This is a genomic window from Thioclava sp. GXIMD4215, from assembly GCF_045291555.1.
In the GTDB taxonomy this organism is placed as follows: Bacteria; Pseudomonadota; Alphaproteobacteria; order Rhodobacterales; family Rhodobacteraceae; genus Thioclava; species Thioclava litoralis.
Genome location: NZ_CP149517.1, coordinates 238,497 through 257,418, shown reverse-complemented (window position 1 = coordinate 257,418; position 18,922 = coordinate 238,497). Strand labels below are relative to the sequence as shown.

17 protein-coding genes are annotated in these 18,922 nt (G+C 62.5%); 10 read left to right on the top strand and 7 right to left on the bottom strand.

Annotation, left to right across the window (positions count from 1 at the left end; genetic code table 11):
• Nucleotides 1-41: 41 nt before the first annotated feature.
• Both WDB86_RS17740 and WDB86_RS17735 read right to left on the bottom strand, forming a co-directional pair.
• Nucleotides 42-986 carry a capsular polysaccharide synthesis protein gene (locus tag WDB86_RS17740; protein ID WP_330629326.1) on the bottom strand — a complete coding sequence of 315 codons (945 nt, stop codon included), beginning with the start codon at nucleotides 984-986 and terminating at the stop codon, nucleotides 42-44.
• 54 nt (nucleotides 987-1,040) lie between these two features.
• Nucleotides 1,041-2,093, bottom strand: a complete 1,053-nt coding sequence (locus tag WDB86_RS17735) for a hypothetical protein (RefSeq protein ID WP_341485965.1) — start codon at nucleotides 2,091-2,093, stop codon at nucleotides 1,041-1,043.
• Between the two features lie 189 nt (nucleotides 2,094-2,282).
• Between WDB86_RS17735 and WDB86_RS17730 the strand changes: the two genes are divergently transcribed.
• Nucleotides 2,283-3,218: a glycosyltransferase family A protein gene (locus WDB86_RS17730; RefSeq protein WP_330629328.1), complete on the top strand. Its 936-nt coding sequence runs from the start codon at nucleotides 2,283-2,285 to the stop codon at nucleotides 3,216-3,218.
• Nucleotides 3,219-3,387: 169 nt separating this feature from the next.
• On the top strand, nucleotides 3,388-4,470 hold the full coding sequence (locus WDB86_RS17725; protein WP_341485964.1) for an acyltransferase: 1,083 nt from the start codon (nucleotides 3,388-3,390) through the stop codon (nucleotides 4,468-4,470).
• A gap of 57 nt (nucleotides 4,471-4,527) precedes the next feature.
• Here the strand turns inward: WDB86_RS17725 and WDB86_RS17720 are convergent, their stop codons facing one another.
• From WDB86_RS17720 to WDB86_RS17705, 4 genes are read right to left on the bottom strand one after another with little or no spacing between them, the layout of a single operon-like run.
• Nucleotides 4,528-5,619, bottom strand: coding sequence for a 4-oxalomesaconate tautomerase (locus WDB86_RS17720; protein WP_330629330.1), 1,092 nt, complete (start codon nucleotides 5,617-5,619; stop codon nucleotides 4,528-4,530).
• On the bottom strand, nucleotides 5,612-6,286 hold the full coding sequence (locus WDB86_RS17715; protein WP_339109879.1) for a 4-carboxy-4-hydroxy-2-oxoadipate aldolase/oxaloacetate decarboxylase: 675 nt from the start codon (nucleotides 6,284-6,286) through the stop codon (nucleotides 5,612-5,614). Before WDB86_RS17715 ends, WDB86_RS17720 begins: the two co-directional genes overlap by 8 nt.
• A gap of 12 nt (nucleotides 6,287-6,298) precedes the next feature.
• Nucleotides 6,299-7,267, bottom strand: a complete 969-nt coding sequence (locus WDB86_RS17710; RefSeq protein WP_341485963.1) for a VOC family protein — start codon at nucleotides 7,265-7,267, stop codon at nucleotides 6,299-6,301.
• A gap of 38 nt (nucleotides 7,268-7,305) precedes the next feature.
• Entirely contained in the window at nucleotides 7,306-8,037 is a 732-nt protein-coding gene (locus tag WDB86_RS17705) for a PIG-L deacetylase family protein (RefSeq protein WP_330629333.1), read from the bottom strand.
• Nucleotides 8,038-8,202: 165 nt separating this feature from the next.
• Between WDB86_RS17705 and WDB86_RS17700 the strand changes: the two genes are divergently transcribed.
• The 8 genes from WDB86_RS17700 (at nucleotide 8,203) to WDB86_RS17665 (ending at nucleotide 17,250) form a co-directional block, all read left to right on the top strand.
• Complete coding sequence (locus tag WDB86_RS17700) at nucleotides 8,203-9,078, top strand: DUF1932 domain-containing protein (protein ID WP_341485962.1); 876 nt, start codon at nucleotides 8,203-8,205, stop codon at nucleotides 9,076-9,078.
• Nucleotides 9,079-9,083: 5 nt separating this feature from the next.
• The gene (locus WDB86_RS17695; RefSeq protein WP_341485961.1) at nucleotides 9,084-10,259 is read left to right on the top strand and encodes a LysR family transcriptional regulator; all 1,176 of its coding nucleotides are present in this window, start codon (nucleotides 9,084-9,086) and stop codon (nucleotides 10,257-10,259) included.
• A gap of 112 nt (nucleotides 10,260-10,371) precedes the next feature.
• Nucleotides 10,372-11,349 carry a TRAP transporter substrate-binding protein gene (locus tag WDB86_RS17690; protein WP_330629336.1) on the top strand — a complete coding sequence of 326 codons (978 nt, stop codon included), beginning with the start codon at nucleotides 10,372-10,374 and terminating at the stop codon, nucleotides 11,347-11,349.
• Between the two features lie 5 nt (nucleotides 11,350-11,354).
• On the top strand, nucleotides 11,355-11,858 hold the full coding sequence (locus WDB86_RS17685; protein ID WP_330629337.1) for a TRAP transporter small permease: 504 nt from the start codon (nucleotides 11,355-11,357) through the stop codon (nucleotides 11,856-11,858).
• Nucleotides 11,855-13,162 (top strand): TRAP transporter large permease, encoded by a 1,308-nt coding sequence (locus WDB86_RS17680; protein ID WP_330629338.1) that lies wholly within the window; start codon nucleotides 11,855-11,857, stop codon nucleotides 13,160-13,162. The genes WDB86_RS17685 and WDB86_RS17680 overlap by 4 nt, the downstream gene beginning before the upstream one ends.
• Nucleotides 13,163-13,593: 431 nt before the next feature.
• Nucleotides 13,594-14,163, top strand: coding sequence for a sugar dehydrogenase complex small subunit (locus WDB86_RS17675; RefSeq protein ID WP_406721708.1), 570 nt, complete (start codon nucleotides 13,594-13,596; stop codon nucleotides 14,161-14,163).
• Nucleotides 14,164-14,185: 22 nt separating this feature from the next.
• Nucleotides 14,186-15,775 carry a GMC family oxidoreductase gene (locus WDB86_RS17670; RefSeq protein WP_330629340.1) on the top strand — a complete coding sequence of 530 codons (1,590 nt, stop codon included), beginning with the start codon at nucleotides 14,186-14,188 and terminating at the stop codon, nucleotides 15,773-15,775.
• A gap of 2 nt (nucleotides 15,776-15,777) precedes the next feature.
• Complete coding sequence (locus tag WDB86_RS17665) at nucleotides 15,778-17,250, top strand: cytochrome c (protein ID WP_341485959.1); 1,473 nt, start codon at nucleotides 15,778-15,780, stop codon at nucleotides 17,248-17,250.
• 269 nt (nucleotides 17,251-17,519) lie between these two features.
• Here WDB86_RS17665 and WDB86_RS17660 read toward each other — a convergent pair whose 3' ends face one another.
• Nucleotides 17,520-18,914, bottom strand: coding sequence for an oligosaccharide flippase family protein (locus WDB86_RS17660; protein WP_341485958.1), 1,395 nt, complete (start codon nucleotides 18,912-18,914; stop codon nucleotides 17,520-17,522).
• Nucleotides 18,915-18,922 lie beyond the last annotated feature (8 nt).

Genomic DNA, 18,922 nt, shown 5'->3' with positions numbered 1-18,922 from the left:
AGCCCCTAAGAGCGGCGGGAACGACAGGCGCGCCGCACGGGCTATTGCGCCGGAAGGGCGGATCGTGGGGCGGCCAACACGGGCTGCGCCTCGGCAAGAAGTGCCTCCAGCCGGTCGACCAGCCCCTGCGGGTCAAGGCTGGAGCGGTGACTGAGCTTGCTGACCGGAAAGCCACATTCCTGCGCGGCAAGGAAGGGATCGAGCGTCGCATTCCCCTCCAGCGCGGCCATCAGATAATAGGCGGGCACGGCGGGCAGGCTTCCGGCGGCACGAAATGCATGGCGCAGCTTCGCATTGCGGATCATCGCCCATTGGAAGGTGTAGATCATCATGAAATACTTGCGCGGCGTATGGCGCAGGCGGGTCACATAGGCATCGTAATCGGCACACCAGCGCTGGATCAGCGGGTTTTCGGGATGGGCGGCGATAAACCAGTTATCCACCCAGCGGTCATGATAGGGGCCACCAAAGGTGAAAAAGCCGGTCTGCCCGCCCAGAAGCGGCATCCATTCATCCAGCGGGCGGTGGCAATAGGTGGTCACATCGGCCCAAAGCCCGCCATAGCGGGCCAGCAGGCGCAGCCGGAGCGCATTGGCATGCAGACGGAACGCGAGGCTGTCATCGATATCGGACAAATCGACCCATTCGCCGACCGTCTCACGCGTCAGCACGCGCAGATCCCAGCCCGGGTTCATTGCCCGCCACTGGGCAATGCAGCGCTGCACGACGGGGGGGGCGGCCTCGATCCCCTGTGCCCAATACATCCAGATGATCTTCGGGATCGCCCGTCCGCGATAGGGGGCGTAATATGCCGGTGTCGCCTCGGGGGCATTGAACATCATCTGCGCGGTCAGATGGCGGTTATGACGGTCGATATGGCGGGCGTAAAGTTCAAGCCCCGGCGCATAAGGCAGCTCCGAACGCAGCCATTTCGCGGTGAACCGCGCGGATTTGAGAGCTTTGGACAGGCAGGAAGGAAGGGGCATGGGAGATCCTGAAAACGGTTTTCAGAAGGAATTTAGGGAGAGATGGCGCGCGGGCTACAGGATTGCGTCGAGTTCGCGCCACACACGCAGGGCATTGGTTTCGAAATAGGTTTGCGAATACCGCTCATGGATTCTGGCACAGGCGCGGGCGCAAAGCCCATCGAAAACCTTCGGGCTCTCCTCGAAAGCGGCAATTTGTTGCTCGACCGTCAGCACCATGCCCGCGAAATCGCCTTCGGGGATCGGGAAGCCGGTGCTCCGGTCGAAATATTCCGCAGCCCCCAGCCCGTCATAGCCAATGGCCACCGCCCCCGCAGCCATCGCTTCCGCCGCCGGAAAGCCAAGGCTTTCGCGCCGCATGAGCGAGATGAAAAAGCGGCTTTTGCGCAACTTGTCGATCACCTGTGCGCGCGGGATGCCATCAATCGCTTCCAGCCGGTAGCCCTGTAGCTTGCCGCGTTTTTCCAGCATCTCGACGATCTGGCGCGCCTCTTCGGGACGCTTGCGCGGCATATAGGTGATCAGCCGCTCCTTGTCGGGCATCGGCACGAAACCGATCTCTTCGGGCTTCATGCTGACCGGAAATTTCAGCACCGTCTCGGCCTCGATCAGGTCGAGATGGGTATGGCAGACCTCGGAGGTGCTCAGATAGGCCCGCACCGAGCGCGCCGGATCAAGGCCGCGCTCGACCGCGCGTTGATAGCTTTCCATCAGCAGGAACGGGTTCTGCACCAGAATGCACAGTGTCTGGCCGGGGAACGCCTCCAGCGCCTCGGCCAGAAAGAGTTCGGGCATCACGATCACATCCTCCGGCCGCGCCACGTAACGCGGATTGGGGCCGGCAAGGCGCACCCGACGGCGCGTCTTGAGATAATATCCCAGACGGCTGCGGCGCGGCTGGTAACGGCCATAGATACGGTCGAATGCGCCGGTCCAGAATTTGGGCAGATCCTGCGGATGGTCGGGATAGCAGCCGGACGGGCTGTTATGCAACAGCGCGCAATCCAGCCCATTGCGTCGCAACAGCGCCACCAGATCATAGATCACCGCGACCCCGCCTGCAGCTTTTGTGATGTCCGGGCTCCAGAAAAGATAGCGACGGGTCATTGAATATCCATGATAAGGAATAAATTTAACCCTGTTTTGGCCTTTTGCTGCGCAGTTGACAAGCATGTAAGCGGATAATCGTCAAGGTTGTGCCGCGACGCAGCGACAATCGTGTGAGGTCTCTTGTCATGAGCGCGCCAAAGAGTCAAACTGCACCAAAGTCGCTTCAATTTCAGCACGGAACCTTTCATGCCCCACTCAGGTCGTCGCTATGCACTGATCACCCCCTGCCGTGACGAGGCGCAATATATGCGCCGCACGCTGGACAGTGTTGTCGCGCAAACCGAACACCCCGCCCTTTGGTTGATCGTCGATGACGGTTCGACAGATGACACCCCGCAGATCCTTGCCGAATATGCCGCGCGGCATGACTGGATCCGCGTGGTTCCCAAACCCAATCGCGGCGCGCGCGCTGTGGGTCCGGGCGTGATCGAAGCCTTCTATTTCGGCCTTGACCAGATCGATATGGGCGCATTCGACTATATCTGCAAATTCGACCTCGATCTGGAAATGCCCAGCGGATATTTCGCGATCCTGATGGACAAGATGGAGGCCAATCCGCGTCTGGGGTCGTGCTCGGGCAAGCCGTGGTTCATGTGGAACGGGGCCAAGGTCTCGGAGAAATGCGGCTCGGAAATGTCGGTCGGCATGACCAAATTCTACCGTGTGCAATGTTTCCGCGAGATCGGCGGCTTCGTGCGCGAAGTGATGTGGGATGCGATCGATTGCCACAAATCCCGCCAGCTTGGCTGGCAGGCCCGCGCCTTTGACGACGAGGCGCTGTCTTTCGAGCATCTGCGCCCGATGGGGTCGTCGCAGAAGTCGGTCTATACGGGACGGATGCGCCACGGCTATGGCCAGTATTTCATGGGGTCGAGCTTCTGGTTCTTCACCGCAAGCTGCATTTTCCGCATGGCGCACCCCCCCTATGTCACCGGCGGGCTTGCCTCGTGGTGGGGATATGTGCGTGCCGCCCTTCAGGGCAAAGAGCAGCTCCCCGACCCCGAGTTGCGCGCCTTCATCCGGTCTTACCAGCGCCGCGCACTGGTCAAGGGCAAGGATGCGGCGATTGCCGAAATCGATGCAGCACAGGCACCGGTCTGGGATGCGCGCGCCGCCGTCTGAGGCGCGGCACTCCACGCCGGTTCCTGCCACCTAGCCGCTCAGTCGCCCTGGCGCCGCGACCGAAAGCCTCTGGCCACGCCGCCACAGGCCGCCCGCTCGAACAGCTCGCACAAACGGGGCGCTCAAACGGGGCGCGCTCCCCTTCTTTCCGGGTCAGAAAGGCACCGCGATGACAGGACCACAGAAACGCGAAACGCATGTGGAAACCATGCGGGGACTGGCCTGTCTGGCGCTGGTATCCTACCATGTGGTCGGCGCGACCCCGCAGGTCGGGCTGGAGGTTCCCGGCACCGACTGGCTGTTCCGGCTGCAACTGATGCTGGCGGATATGCGGATGCCGCTGTTCAGCTTCATCTCGGGCTATGTCTTCACCGCCGTGCTGAGTGCGCGCAAAAGCTGGGGGCAGGTGCTGACCAGCAAGATGCGCCGCCTGCTGGTGCCGATGATCTTTGTCGGCGGCCTGTTCTGGGTGATTGGCGATGCCACCGGACGGGTGCAGATGCCGTGGGTCGATACTCTTTTCCTGCCCTATGCGCATTTCTGGTTCCTGCAGGCGACCTTCACGCTGATGGTACTGCTTCTGGCGCTCAACTGGCTTTATGCGCAAATCAGGCCCGACGCCTTCGCCCGCGACCCCAAAGCGGTGTCGGTGCGCAATGCCGCGCTGATCGGCGCCCTCGGGGCGGCCATCTTCATCTCGGGGCGGCTGGACGGGTTCCAGATCTTTTCCTTCCCGCGTGCTGCCTATCTGGCGCCGTTCTTCATGGGCGGGCATATCGTTGCGCAGCGCCTGAAACCGGCACTGGCGGGGCTGTCGGATCGCGGCTGGCCGCGTGTGCTTGCCGGTCTCTGGCTGGGGGCGCTGGTTCTGTGGGGGGCGCTATGCGCCTTCCAGCTTCTGGGCCCGTGGCAGTCCGAGATCCGGCGCAGCCTGTCGGTGCTGGTCGGGCTGACAGCCGCCCTGTCCTTTCTGGTGCTGCGGGTCCATATCCGGTTTCTGGCATGGATCGGCGACAAGTCCTTTACCATCTACCTGTTCCACGTCTTTTTCACCGCGGCGGCAACCTTGGCGATGCAGCATCTCCTGCCCGCTCTTGACCGACACTGGATCTATCCGGTCTCGCTTCTATGCGGCCTGACCGGCCCGATCCTGTTGCATCAGGTGATCCTGCAGTCGCGCCTGTCGCGCTTCCTCTGTCTGGGGATCGGTATGCCCTTCGCACCGCGTCGCGTGGCCACTGCGGCACGATAGAACGGGACGGGCCTGCCCGACCCGCCCCGCATCAGAATGTCCATCCCCGCGCAGGGATCAGTCAGCGAAAACCTGCCCCGCAAACAGCTTGCGCGCCGTGCGCACAGATCCTGCGGCCACGGGATAACCCGCGCCATCGGTGCGCAGGACAATATCGGCCGCCCCCGTCGGATGCTCTATGCGGAAGGTCTCACCCTCTGGCAGCCGCGCAAGAGGCGCGGCCACCGTGCCTTCAATCGTGCAGGCCGAGGCCACACTGATCGCCGCGAAAACCCCGATAGAAGCGTGACAGCGATGGGGAATGAAACTGCGCGTCGCAATCACCCCGTCCTCTTGCGCGGCACTGAGAATGGTCATTTTCGGCACGGATTTCTCGGACACATCGCCAAGCCCCATCAAAGGCCCCACCTGCAGCCGCAGGGCCTCGAGCCTTGCGCGCAGGGGCATGTCCCCTTCCAGCGTCTCGCGGCTTTCCTGCCCTGTCAGCCCCAGATCCTGCGCGGCGACAAGCGCGACCGGCATGCCATAATCGATCAGGGTCATCGCTATGCCATCCACCCAATCGCGCGGCTGGCCGGTGGGAAACAGGTGACCGCACATCGACCCCGCCAGATTGGAAAACAGCAACCGCACCGGTGCCGCCGTACCGGGCACACCGTCAATCGCGGTCGTGCCCCGATAGCTGACCCGCCCTTGCGGTGTCTGCACAGTGGCCTCGGCAATCTCGCCGGTATTGCGCATATGGATCCGCAGCGATGTCTCGCCCTCCTGCGCGGCAACAAGCCCCAGCTCCAGCGCCGCAGGCCCGACACCGGCCAGAATATTGCCACAGGCCTGCGCATCCGACACCAGCGCCTGATCGACAAAGACCTGCAGGAAAAGGTAGTCGATATCGGCATCGTCGCGACTGGGCGGCGAAAGGATCGCCACCTTGGAGGTCAGCGGATCGGCCCCGCCGATCCCGTCAATCTGGCGCGGATCGGGCGACCCCATGATCCGCAGCAAAAGCGCATCGCGCGCCTGCCTGTCTGCGGGCAGATCGCTGGCACGGAAATACGCCCCTTTCGACGTCCCGCCGCGCATCCACAGACAGGCGATCCCCTCGGACGCCCCGCCGCCGCCGGACCCGCCGATCTGCGGCTCAGACATAGCGCAGGCCCTTTTCCTTCAGACGCGGGCGCATGTCATAGATATCCAGCCCCAATTCTCCGGCGGCAAGCCGCTGGCGCTTGGCCTCTTCGGCGGCAAGCCGTGCCGTGGCATTGGCCATCACCTGCGCGGCCTGCGCCCGCTTGACCACCACCACACCATCATCGTCGGCGCAGATCACATCCCCCGCCTCGATGCACTGCCCCGCGCAAACCACCGGAATATTCACCGATCCCAGCGTCTCTTTCACCGTGCCTTGCGCCGAGATCGCCTTCGACCAGACCGGAAAATCCATCGCCTTGAGATCCGCGATGTCACGCACCCCCGCATCGATGATCAACCCGCGACAGCCGCGCGCCTGCGCCGAGGTTGCCAGCAGATCACCGAAATAGCCGTTATCGCAGGGCGAGGTCGGGGCCAGCACCAGAATATCGCCGGGCTGGAGCTGTTCGATGGCCACATGCACCATCCAGTTATCGCCCGGCGCGGCGGAAATGGTCACGGCCGATCCGGCAATCTTTGCCCCCGAATAGATCGGGCGCATATAGCTTTGCAGACAACCGGTCCGCCCCTGCGCTTCATGGACGGTGGCCACACCGGCCTGCGCAAGAGCCGCGATCACATCGGGATCGGCGCGTTGGATATCTTGGACTACCACAGGCATCATTCTCTCCTTTTTTCAGGCTTTCCGGACCGGCGGGGTGCCATGCAGATGGAAGCTCTCGATGGTCTTCAAGCCCCAGGCCTGCCCCTTCTTGCGCTCTGTCTCGGTCCAGGTGACGGTCTCCCAGTCGGGGGCCAGAATGAGCCGCGCGCCGGAATTGGCCAGCTCGACGCGGTTGCCCGCAGGTTCCCAGACATACAGGAAGAACGTGCCCTGAACCGCATGCTTATGCGGGCCGGTTTCGATATGGATGTCGTTTTGCAGGAAGATGTCGGCGGCGCGCAGGATGTCCTCGCGCTGGTCGGTGGCATAGGTCACATGATGCAGCCGTCCCGTGCCGCCGCCATGTTCTTCCGTACAGGCAAGATCATAGGTCTTGTTGTTGACGGTGAACCAGCAGCCCCCCAGCCGACCGTTATCCAGCTGGATCTGTTCGGTCACCCGCGCGCCCAGACAGGTGGTCATGAAGCGGCGGAATTCGGTCACGTCTTCGGCCAGCAGGTTGAGGTGGTCAAGACGCCGCGGGGCAGCGCCGGTAAAGGACGACGCGGTATTCTTCAGCGCGGCCCGTTCTGCCGCATCCGGCGCGGTATACCAGTTGGTATCGTAATAGATTTCGAACACATGCCCGAACGGATCCTCGAAACGGAACGCCCGCCCGTGCGACAGGTCCCCGTCATTCCAGCCGATCACCTTGAAATCCGAGGCCTCGATGGCCGCAACCCGACGCTCCAGCGCCTCGGGCGAAGAGGCGCGATAGCCGATATGGGCCACACCCGTGACATCGGATCTGGTCAGTTTGAGCGTGCAGAATTCGTAATCATCCCATGCCCGCAGATAGGCCGAGTTCCCGTCCTGCGCCGAAAGCTTGAGCCCGTAGACGCGGGTGAAAAAATCGAGGCTCTCGTCGAATTTGTCGGTGAGCATCTCGACATGGCCGAGATGGGCAATGTCGAAGCTTGGATTGGTTGCCGGATGGCTCATGATAGTCTCCTCCCGAAACGGCCCGAGGGCCGCCTCTCTTACAATTCGTCGACGGTGCGCGGGAAAACCGACTGGAACCCCTCGCCATACTGGCAGTCACGCCCTCCCGACATACCACCGGAATTGCGCTTGAAATGGTTGGCGCGCTGTTGGGCCACGCGGGTGTAATATTCCCACAGATGGACCTGCCCGTTCATGCATTCCATTGCCGCCCGCTTCTTGTCCCAGACCGATGTGATGTCGAGGAACGTATCGGGTTTCCAGCCCATCTGCTCGGTCTGATGCGGCTCGAACAGGTATAGTTGCGGCGCGCCCAGCACCTTCTCGCCCGGATTATGCCCCCAAGCCTGCGCCACCATCCGCGCCTCAAGCGCGATGCGGGTGGTATACATATGGTCGGTATTATAGGGATCATACTGGCTATGGCTGAGCATGAATTTCGGCTGCACCTTGCGGATCAGATCGACCAGACGGAATTTGTCCTCGCGGTCAAGCTCCAGCGGGTAATCCCCCAGATCGAAGCAGTGCAGATCGGCCACGCCCAGAACCGCGGCGGCTTTCTCGGCCTCGTCACGGCGGATCGCCTTCACCTCGTCAAGTGACTTACCCTCTTTCCAAAGCCGCGCGCTTTCTCCCCGCTCTCCGAATGACAGGCAGGCCACCGTCACGTCATAGCCAAGCGCGGCATGCAGCGCGATGGCCCCGCCGCAGCGCCACACGAAATCCGCCGCATGCGCGCTGATCACCAGCGCCGTTTTACGATCTGACATTCTTTCCTCCGAGATCCCCGAAACCTGTTGTCGCAAACTTCCGGAAATCCGGCAGCGGAGGCAATTCAGAAACATTCGCCAACCCATAAGAACGCGCTATAACCGCTTTGAAATACGCACCGATCGGCCCAAAATTCACACGAGTTTGCAAGGGGCCATGACAGGATGACACAGCTAACATTGATCGGGTTCGGAGAGGCCGCCCAAGCCTTTGCCAAGGGCTGGAACGCCCCGCGAGGCTTTGACTTGGGCTGCTATGACCGGAAGATGGGCGGCGCAGAGCGCGCCACGGTTCTGGAGCGGGCGGCGGTGCTCTCTGTCACCGCGCAGGACAGTCCCGAGGCCGCCCTTTCCGGCGCACAGATCGTGCTGTCGCTGGTGACCGCCGATCAGGCTGTCCATGCCGCGCGCGATTATGCGCCCTTCCTGCGCCCTGAGGCGCTGTGGCTTGACTGCAATTCCTGCGCGCCCAGCAGCAAGACACAGGCGGCGGGCTATGTGCAGGCGGCGGGCGGGCGCTATGTGGATGTGGCGGTGATGGCACCTGTCTATCCGAAACTGCATCATGTGCCGCTGCTGGTGTCCGGCCCGCATGCGGCATCCGCCCTGCCCTATCTTCAGGCGCTGGATATGCGTGCTACGCTGGCAGGCCCCGAAATCGGCGCGGCGTCTTCTGTAAAGATGATCCGCTCGGTGATGATCAAGGGTATGGAGGCGCTCAGTGCCGAATGTCTGCTGGCAGCCCGCCGCGCCAATCTCACCGATGCGGTGATCGCCTCGTTGCAGGCTTCCGACCCCGATACGGATTGGGCCGCACGGGGCAATTACAATCTGGAACGCATGATGGTGCATGGCACACGCCGCGCCGCCGAGATGGAAGAGGTCGCCAAGACGCTGGCCGATCTGGGGCTGCCCAACGACATGGCGCAGGCCGTCACGCGGTGGCAAAGGACCGTCGGGTCACTGGGGCTGGGCGCGGGCAAAGATGGTCTCGAATCCCGCAGCACCGCTGTGCTAGAAGGGTTGGCACATAAAGGGTAAGGGCAATGCTGGGCTCCAATCTGCGCCATTTGCGCGTCTTTCATGCGGTGGCCGAAACGGGCTCGGTGACGCGGGCGGCAGAGCTTTGCCTTGTGTCGCAACCCGCCGTGACACAGGCGATTGCCAAACTGGAAGCCGAGGCCGAACTGCCGCTGTTCCGGCGCACGTCACAGGGGTTTTTCCTGACCGAAGCGGGGGCACTGCTGGCGCGGCGCGGCAAACGCGCGCTGGACATGCTGGACGGGGCGCTGAACGAGATCGCCCCCCGCCTGCCACTCACCGCGACGCGGGCGCAGCTTCTGGCGCTGATTGCCACCTCGGAGGCGCAGAATTTCTCCTTGGCGGCCCGCCAGCTTGGCATTGCCCAGCCGACGGTGCATCGGGCCGTGACCCAGTTGGAACGCGAGGCGGGCAAGGCGCTTTTCCAGCGCAGTGCGTTCGGCATCGTGCCAACCCGCGCCTGCGCCATGCTGGCACGGATCGCGCGGCTGAGCTTCGCCGAGCTGGATCAGGCGGTGTCGGAACTGGGTGATCTGGTGGGGCGCGAAGTCGGGGAGATCACCATCGGAGCGATGCCACTGGCGCGGTCGCACCCGATGCCGAAGGTGCTGGCGCGGTTTCGCGAAAAACGCCCGAATCTGCGGATCCGCATTATCGAAGGCACGTATGACGAGCTTCTGGGCCAGTTGCGGCGGGGCGATCTGGACTTCCTGATCGGCGCGCTGCGCAGTCCCGCCCCCATCGAGGATGTGGTGCAGGAAAGGGTGTTCGACGATGATCTGGTGCTGCTGGCGGGCCATCACCATCCGCTCTTGCAGCGCCCGTTGTCTCTGGAGGTGCTGCGCCAGCAACACTGGCTGGTCACCCGCACCGGCACACCGACGCGCACCCAGTTCGACGCGATGTTCCATGCGGCGGGTCTGGCACTGCCCGACAGCATTATCGAAACGGGCTCTGTCATCCTGATGCGCGAGATGATGGAAATTTCCGATGTGCTGTCCTGTGTCTCGCATCTGCAGGCTCGCGCCGATATCGACCGCAAGCTGGTGGCGGTGCTGCCTTTCGCGGTGCCCCATTCCACCCGCGCCATCGGGTTGACCTATCGCCGTGACTGGATGCCGACGCCTGCGCAAAGCCTGATCATGGAAGAGATCCGGCAGGCCTCTGCCGAGGCGTTATAGCGTAAATTTATGAAGGGGCGCTTTCTTCTGATTGGTAGAGCCCCGATTTAAAATGTGATCTTTCAGGGCGAAGTAGCGCGGGGGGAGCCCGCTACACCAAGGGGAGGATGACATGAAAGCCGCTAATCTCTTGCTGGGTCTGATGATGGGATCCGGACTGGCCGTCACCGCACAGGCCGACGAAATGAAATTTGCCAATTTTATGCCTGCAGGGCATCCTTATGTGGCATCGACCTTCCAACCCTTTGCCGATCAGGTGGCGCAGGCCACCAAGGGCGATGTGACCGTCAAGCTGTATTCCGGCGGCGAACTGGGGGCAGGCCCTGCCGAGCAATATGGCCGTGTCGTGGACGGGGTGGCGGAATTCGCGGTCTCGCTTCCGGGCTATACCGCCTCGCAATTCCCGCTGACGCTGACCGCCGAACTGCCCGGACTGCTGGACGAGAAGACCGGCACGCAGGAGCTGAGCGCCCATCTCGACCTGTTCGCCAAGGAATACCGGCGCGCGCATCTGGTGGCGCTGTGGTCCAATGCCGAAAACATCCTGTTCACCGTGAAAAAGCCCGTTCATAGCCCTGCAGATCTGAAAGGGCTGAAGATCCGCGTGCCGTCGCGCAATACCGGCCGACTGGTCGAGGCATGGGGGGGCACGCCGGTCTCGATGCCGGTGTCCGAAATCTATAACAGCCTGCAGACCGGCGTGATCGACGGGGCGATGATCGATGGCACGGGGATCAATGCCTTCAAGCTGTCCGAGGTCACGAATTACATCACGATGGGCATGGAAACGACCATCTCGCCCTTCTTTATCCTGATGAACCGCGACGCCTATGCCGATCTCAGCGAGGCCGACCAGAAGGCCATCGATGCGGCAGGGCTGGAGGCGGCGAAGAACGGCCATGACAGCCAGCTTGCCGTTGCCAGCAAGGGGATCGCGGATTTCGCCGCCCTGCCCGGCAAGCAGGTGATCCATCTCACCCCCGAGGAAGCGTCCGCCTTTGACAGGCTGTCGGACGGGCTGGTGAAAACCATCGCGAAAGAAGAGGGCAAGGACGCCCAGCATATCGTTGACGTGCTTTCGGCGCAGTAACCGTGATGGAACCTGTATCTCGCCCGCTCTGGCTACAGATCTTCGACCGCGCCAATCTGGTTCTGGTGACCTTGGCAGGGGCCTTCCTGATGGTGGTGCTGGGACTGGTCTTTGTGGGGGTGTTTGCACGCTATGTCTTCAATGCCCCCATCCTTGGCATCAATGAGGTGGTGCAACTGGCCTCGGCGGCGGTGGTCATGTTGGCCCTGCCCTATTGCACCTCCTATTCGGGCCATGTCAGCGTGGATGTGCTGGACGGGGTCATCGGCGCATGGGGGCGCTTTCTGGGCGATATCGTCTCGCGCGTGCTGTCGTCTTTCGTGCTGTATATCCTGTGCACACGGGCCATCGCCAAGGCGGTGGATGCGTGGGACTACGAAGACACCACCAATATGCTGGGCCTGCCGCTTTGGCCGTTCTACGCGATCATCGCGGCGGGCGTAGCGCTGTGTATCGTGGTGATGGCCCTGCAAGCCATTGTTATTATGATTGAAAAGGTGCGCGCATGACCGATCTCTCTGTTGGCCTGCTGGGCATTGGCGGGCTCTTCCTGCTGATGATCTTCCGCACTCCGGTGGCGTTCGCCATGCTGATCGTGGGCTATTTCGGGCTATGGCAGCTTGAGGGCAGCCGCACGGCAGGTGCCGTCACCCTGACCGAGACCTATTCGGCGGTGACCAATTATAACCTGATCGTGGTACCCATGTTCATCTTACTGGGCAATATCTCCTCGGTCGCCGGATTCTCGCGCGCCTTGTATGATGCGGCCTTCGCATGGGTCGGGCGGTTCAGGGGCGGTCTGGCCTCGGCCTCGGTGCTGGGCTGCGCGGTGTTCTCGGCGGTGTCGGGCTCATCTGTGGCCACGGCGGTGACCATCGGCAAAGTGGCGCTGCCGGAGATGAAACGGCTGGGCTATGGCGATGCGCTCTCGACGGGGTCCATCGCCGCAGGCGGCACGCTGGGCTTCCTAATCCCGCCCTCGACCGGCTTCGTGCTCTATGCCATCCTGACGGAAGAATCCATTGGCCGCCTGTTCATGGCGGGAATCTTGCCGGGACTGCTGCTGATGGGCCTTTTCATCGGCACGATTGCCATCATCGCGACGCTCTCCCCCGAAACCGGCCCGCGCGGCGCTCGGGTGCCGCTGACACGGCGTCTGGCCCTGCTGGGGCGGGCGATGCCGCTTCTGTCGATCATCGGCATCTCCATTGGCGGGATCTATGCGGGGATCTTCACGCCGGTCGAGGCCTCTGCCATCGGAGCGGGGCTGGTGACCCTGCTGGCCTTCGTGATGCGGGCCATCAGCCTGCGCACCTTCCGCGATGCCCTCTTCGAGACACTGAAGACATCGGCCATGCTCTATATGGTCGTGATCGGGGCCAATGTCCTCAACCCGTTTCTGGCGGTCACCCATATCCCCGAAACGCTGGGCCATGCGCTGGTATCGATGGAGATCGGCCCTTATGGCACGCTGGCCCTGATCCTGCTGGGCTATATCGTGCTGGGCATGTTTCTGGACGGGCTGTCGATGCTGGTGGTCACCATTCCGATCGTCTTTCCGGTCATCGTCCAGCTCGGGTTCGATCCGGTCTGGTTCGGGGTCGTGGCGGTGATCGTGATCGAAATGGGGATGATCACCCCGCCGGTCGGGCTGAACGTCTTTGTGGTCAAGGGGGTCGCAACCGATGTACCGATGGCCACCGTTTTCAAGGGGGTCACGCCGTTCCTGATGGCGATGGTGCTGGGGCTTTTGCTGATCATCCTGTTCCCGCAGATCGCCCTGATCGTGCCCAATTCGATGTTCGGGCAATAACGGCGGCCTGTTCGTTCCGAACCAGGGCGCGGCACCGGAACACGACCGGTGCCGCGCCTTTTTCTGTGCGGGTGAATCAGCCCCGCCCGTAGCGACAGGACCTGTAAGGCCTCGGAAAAGGTGCCCATCTGCTGTGCAATTCCCCGCAGGCCGCAAATGGCGCGACACAAAATAGCGCGATCAAAGCGTGATCCATCCCGTATCTTTCGCACTCGGGATGCGTTTTGATATTTTGAGCAAAGATATAATAAGCCCGCCAATAACACCCTTGATGTTAGCGCAAAATCACTACAATCAGCAGGCAAGGCAAGGTTTTTCACGTCTTTCGCGCGCACGCGTGATCTCCTGAACGCGGATGGCATCGGGCAGATCCTGCAAGGGCCGCGGCGCCAACAGACGCGAAACCTGACCCAAACGAGAAAGGTACACTCATGATTTCCTCATTGTATGAGAGGACAGGACACGAGGCCGATGGGGCGGCTTCCGGTCGTCTGACGCGCAGGCGTCTTCTGGGAAGCGCAACTGCCATGCTGGCCGCTGCGGCAATGCCGGCGGCGGTCGGGGCTGCGGTGACACAGCCGCTTGATGCAGACGGGTTTACCCGCCTGTCGCAACTGCTGACCGGCCGCGAAACCCTGTCGCCCGTGGTGGGCGCGCGCGCCCTTGCCGCGTTATCGCAAGACGATGACGCTTTCGCCGCCCAGGCCGCCGAGCTTGCACAGGCCATCGAGGCCGCCGGTTTTTCGGATATGCGGCAGTTCAACAGCTTTGCCGAGGCCAATCCGGCGCTGCGTCCGGTGGCAATGAAGATCATCTCTGCATGGTATCTGGGCTATACCGGAACCCCGTCGATGAACACCACCAAAGACGATGCCCAGTTCGTATCCTATGCGGAAGCTCTGATGTACGAGCCCACCCGCGATGCAACGGTGATCCCCAGCTGGTCGCGCGGCCATTCCAATTACTGGAAAAACCCGCCCGCCTTCATGACCGGCAAGTAACAAGTTTTCGAAAGCAACCCAAATGGCAACTGAATTTGACGCCGACGTTATCGTCGTCGGCTCCGGTGCTCTAGGCAGCAATGCGGCATATGAACTCGCAAGTCGCGGCAAATCCGTGATCATGCTGGAGGCCGGCGAATGGATCCCGCGCTGGAAAGTGGTCGAGAATTTCCGCGCCTCGCCGCGCAAAGGCAACCATAACGACCCCTATCCGAACGCCCCTTGGGCGCATACCTCCTTTGACGGGGACTATCTTGAAAACACCGGCAGCTTCGAATTCAAGCCCGGTATGCTCAAGCTGGTGGGCGGCACCACATGGCACTGGGCGGCGGCCACATGGCGCTATATCCCCAATGACATGAAGCTGAAGACGCTCTATGGCGTGGGCCGCGACTGGCCGATGGACTATGACGAGCTGGAGCCGTGGTATACCAAGGCCGAATACAATCTGGGTGTGGCCGGTTCCGATACCGAGGACCAGTCGGGCCGCGGGGGCGATAGCGCCTACCCGCCCCGCTCGAAACCCTATCCGGTGCCGCCCGAGGCCGAAACCTATTACTTCCAGCGTCTGAAGGCGCGGATCGGGGCCGAAGGCTATAACTTCCTGCATGAGCCCAATGGCCGCACCAACCAGCCGTGGGACGGGCGTCCGGCCTGTTCGGGCAACAATAACTGCATGCCCGTCTGCCCCATCGGGGCGATGTATTCGGGCGATGTCCATGCCCGCCATGCACAGAAGGCCGGGGCCAAGATCCTGACCGATGCCACCGCCTACAAGCTGGAAAAAGGCGAGGGCGGCAAGATTGCGGCGGTGCATTACCGCTCGTCCAAGGGCGATGACGTGCGCCTGACGGCCAAGTATTTCATCATTGCCTGCCACGGTCTGGAAACGCCGAAGCTGCTGCTGCTATCGGATGTGGCCAACAGCTCGGATCAGGTCGGGCGCAACCTGATGGACCATAGCGGCATGGGGCTGCAATTCCTCGCCGATGAACAGCTCTGGCCGGGCCGTGGTCAGGTGCAACAAGGCGGCATTTTCAACCTGCGCGACGGCGATTTCCGCCGCGAGCATTCCGCCGTTAAACATGCGCTGACCAATACCGTGCCCAACCGCGCCATTGCCGAGCGCCTTCTCAAGCAAGGGGTCGTCGGGCCGGAGCTGGACGAGCGTATCCGCGACATGGCCGCACGTTGGGTGGATGTCTCGACCGTGTTCGAGATGCTGCCGCATCCGGAAAACCGCGTGACACCGTCGCAGAAGAAGGATGCTTTGGGCATTCCGGGACTGAGCGTGCATTATGACGTGGATGATTACGTCAAGGCGGGCGCGGTCAAGGCCAAGGAGAACTTCGCCGATTTCGTCCGCATCATGAATGGTGAGGTCATCGAGGATGATACCGGGTTCCAGAACCGCGACCATATCATGGGCACCGTCATCATGGGCGACGATCCGAAGGACTCGGTCGTGAACCACGAATGCCGCACATGGGATCACCCGAACCTCTTCATGGCCACGACCGGCGTCATTCCGGCCTCGGGTGTCATCAACCCGACCCTGCCCGGCGTCGCACTGGCGCTGCGTTCGGCCGACATCATCGCGCGGGAGATCTGATCATGCGTTACAGTCTTGTTCTGCCCCTTGTTCTGGCAGGGGCGCTGCCCGCCGCAGCCGACGGTCTTTATACCGGCGGTCCGGACGCCGCGCCCGATCTGGTGCAGCGGATTGCCGACGACAGCACGTTGGGCACGGAGGCGCTTCTGTCACCGGAGGGCGATCTGATCGCGCAGGGTCGCTATATCGCGACCGCAGCCGATTGCGCTGCCTGTCACACCGCACCGGGTGGCAAGGATATGGCGGGCGGCTATGCGATCGCCTCTCCGATGGGAGCGATCATCGCCTCCAATATCACGCCCTCGAAAGAGTTCGGGATCGGCAACTGGTCCGAAGAGCAGTTTGCCAAGGCGCTGCGTCAGGGCGTCGCGCCGGACGGGCATCTCTATCCGGCCATGCCCTATACCGCCTATGCGGGCATGACCGATGCGGATGTGCACGCGCTCTACAGCTATCTAATGCAACAGGTGCAGCCGGTTGATGTCGCGCCTGCGCAGCAAACACAGCTTGGCTTCCCCTATGACCAGCGCTGGTTGATGGCGGGCTGGAACCTGATGTTTGCCGGCGGCACACCGGCACAGGCCGCCGATGTCGCACCGGGTGCCGAGGGGCGCGGGGCCTATCTGGTCAATGTGCTGGGGCACTGCCAGACCTGCCATACCCCGCGCAACCTGCTGATGGGCGAGACCTCTTCGGCCTATCTGGGCGGGGCGGATCTGAATGGCTGGCACGCCCCCAATATCACCTCCGACAAGATTTCGGGGATCGGCGGCTGGAGCAAGGACGAGATCGTGTCCTACCTGCGCAGCGGGGCCGCACATGGCAAGGCACAGGCGGGCGGCGCAATGGCCGAAGCCGTCGGGAAAAGCTTCCGTCACCTTTCGGATGCCGATCTCGAGGCGATTGCGGGCTATCTGAAAACCGTGCCGGCCATCCATGCCGAGGGCCAGACCATTCCCTCTTATGGCGTGACCAAGGCGGCAGATGTGCAGATGATGGCCTTTGATGCGCCCATCGATCACGCGCCGCGGGCTATGGCCGATGGCAGCTCGACCGACGGAGCCGAGATCTATGCGGGCGCCTGCTCGAGCTGCCACCAGCTGGACGGCGCAGGCACCGCAGACCAGTTCTACCCCTCGCTGAGTGCCAATTCTGCAACGGGCGGGCTGTCGGCGGCCAATCTTGTGATGGCCGTGGCCAATGGCATCCATCGCGAGACCAATGGCTATACCGTCTCGATGCCCGCCTTTGGCGACACGCTCAGCGATCCGCAGATCGCGGCGGTCTCGAACTATGTCCTGACCAGCTTCGGCAACAAGGATCTCAGCGTTACCGCACAGGATGTGGCCCAGATGAAAGCCGGTGGTCCCACGCCTTGGCTGCTGCGCGCCACACCTTGGTTGCTGGGCGGGGCCGTGCTTGTGCTGGTGCTGCTTCTGGCGGCTCTGATCGGTGTGATCCGCCGCAAACGCTAACGGGTCTGCGGGCCTCCGGCCATCGCCGGAGGCCACGCGCTCCCCAAAAACACAAGCCCGAACGCGCCGTTTGTCCTGCGCGTTCGGGCTTTTTCATAGGCATTCCCATACGCCTTTGGCAGCTCCGGAGGGCGTTTGCGAAAACTCTGCCAAGCACCCTGCCCGAAGACCGCGCGATGTGCAAACCGCCCTCCTGCCCGCCATGACGGGGCAAGAAGGCTCGTTGTGTCCAAATACCGGAAGGCCCGCAAACGGCGCCTGCCTCACGCTCAGGCAGCGATCGCCCAGCCCGCAGCCGCCAGCACCTGCCGGATGAACGGCCCGACAGCCCCCCACCAATACCACGTCGCCAAAGCGGTGATCGCCCAGCCCAAGGCCAGCGCACCGATATCACCGATCGGGTCCCATGCCTGATAGCGCCGCAGAAGCTTGGCGCGGAACGGATAGACGCACAGCACCACGCCGACCGGCGCGAAGATCGCCCCCAGCAGGCCGAACCACGCCACGCCCACCAGCAAAAACACCAGTTGCAGCGCGGCAGACAGCGAGGTCAGGAAGAAGTGGTTGCGGCTGTCGCCTTTCGACAAATAGGCCCCGTCATACATCGACACAGAGATCTGTGCCGCCATAGAGAACCCCATCAGCACCACGATCGGACCGGCCTTGATGTATCGCTCGTCATACATCACGCCGATCAGCCCGACCCCGCCCAACGAGATCGCACAGGCCAGACAGAGCGTGAACAGCCGTGTCAGCCGCCGCGCCCGATGGACCTTGCGGCGGTTCTCTGCGGATTGATCCATCGGAAAACGGCGATAGAGCGGAAAGATCACCTTGCCGCCCGCCTGCTGCGCCAGCAGAAGCGGGATGCTGGCCACCGTATAGGCAATCGTGTAGATCCCCAGATCGCCCAGCGGAATATGCGCCCCCAGAATGGCACGGTCGCTCTGGTTGACGATGAAACCGGCAATCGAGCTGAGAAAGATGAACTTGCCGAAACGGATCAGCTCCTGCGCGGCGGGTTTGTCCCAATGGAAGCGGTTCGCAGGGCCCTTGAGCATGACATGCTGCGCCGAGACCTTGAACACCGCGGCGCAGACCCCGCCAATCACCAGCGCCCAGACATCGCGCCAGATGAACGTCAGCACGACCGTCACGATCAACCCTGCAAATTGCGCGGCCAGCTCGGTCATCACCTGCACACCAATCTGCAGGTTCCGGTTGGCCACGGCGATCTTGGTGGTGGTGAAGCCCGTGATCACCGCCGTCAGGGCCGCGACCGGCATCAGCTCCATCAGGCGCGGCTCGTGGTAAAGCTGGGCGGCAGGCCATGCCAGAGTGCAGGCAATGGCCCAAAGCAGCACCCCGCGCAGGATCTGCACGGTCCAGGCGGTGTTCAGGAACTCGGGCTCTTCCCCGCGTTTGTTCTGGATGATCGAGGCGTTGATCCCCAGATCGGAAAACATCTGCAGGCCGGTCAGGAACACCTGCACCAACGCCATAAGGCCGAACGCTTCCGGATAGAGAAGCCGCGTCAGGATCAGGTTCGAGCCAAGCCGCAGCACATTCTGCCCGCCGAACCCGACAACCACAAAAGCCGAAGACCGCATCGACCGCGCCTTGACGCTATCGCCCCGGATGAGCTCTCCGATTTTGCCGCGCATGGATATTC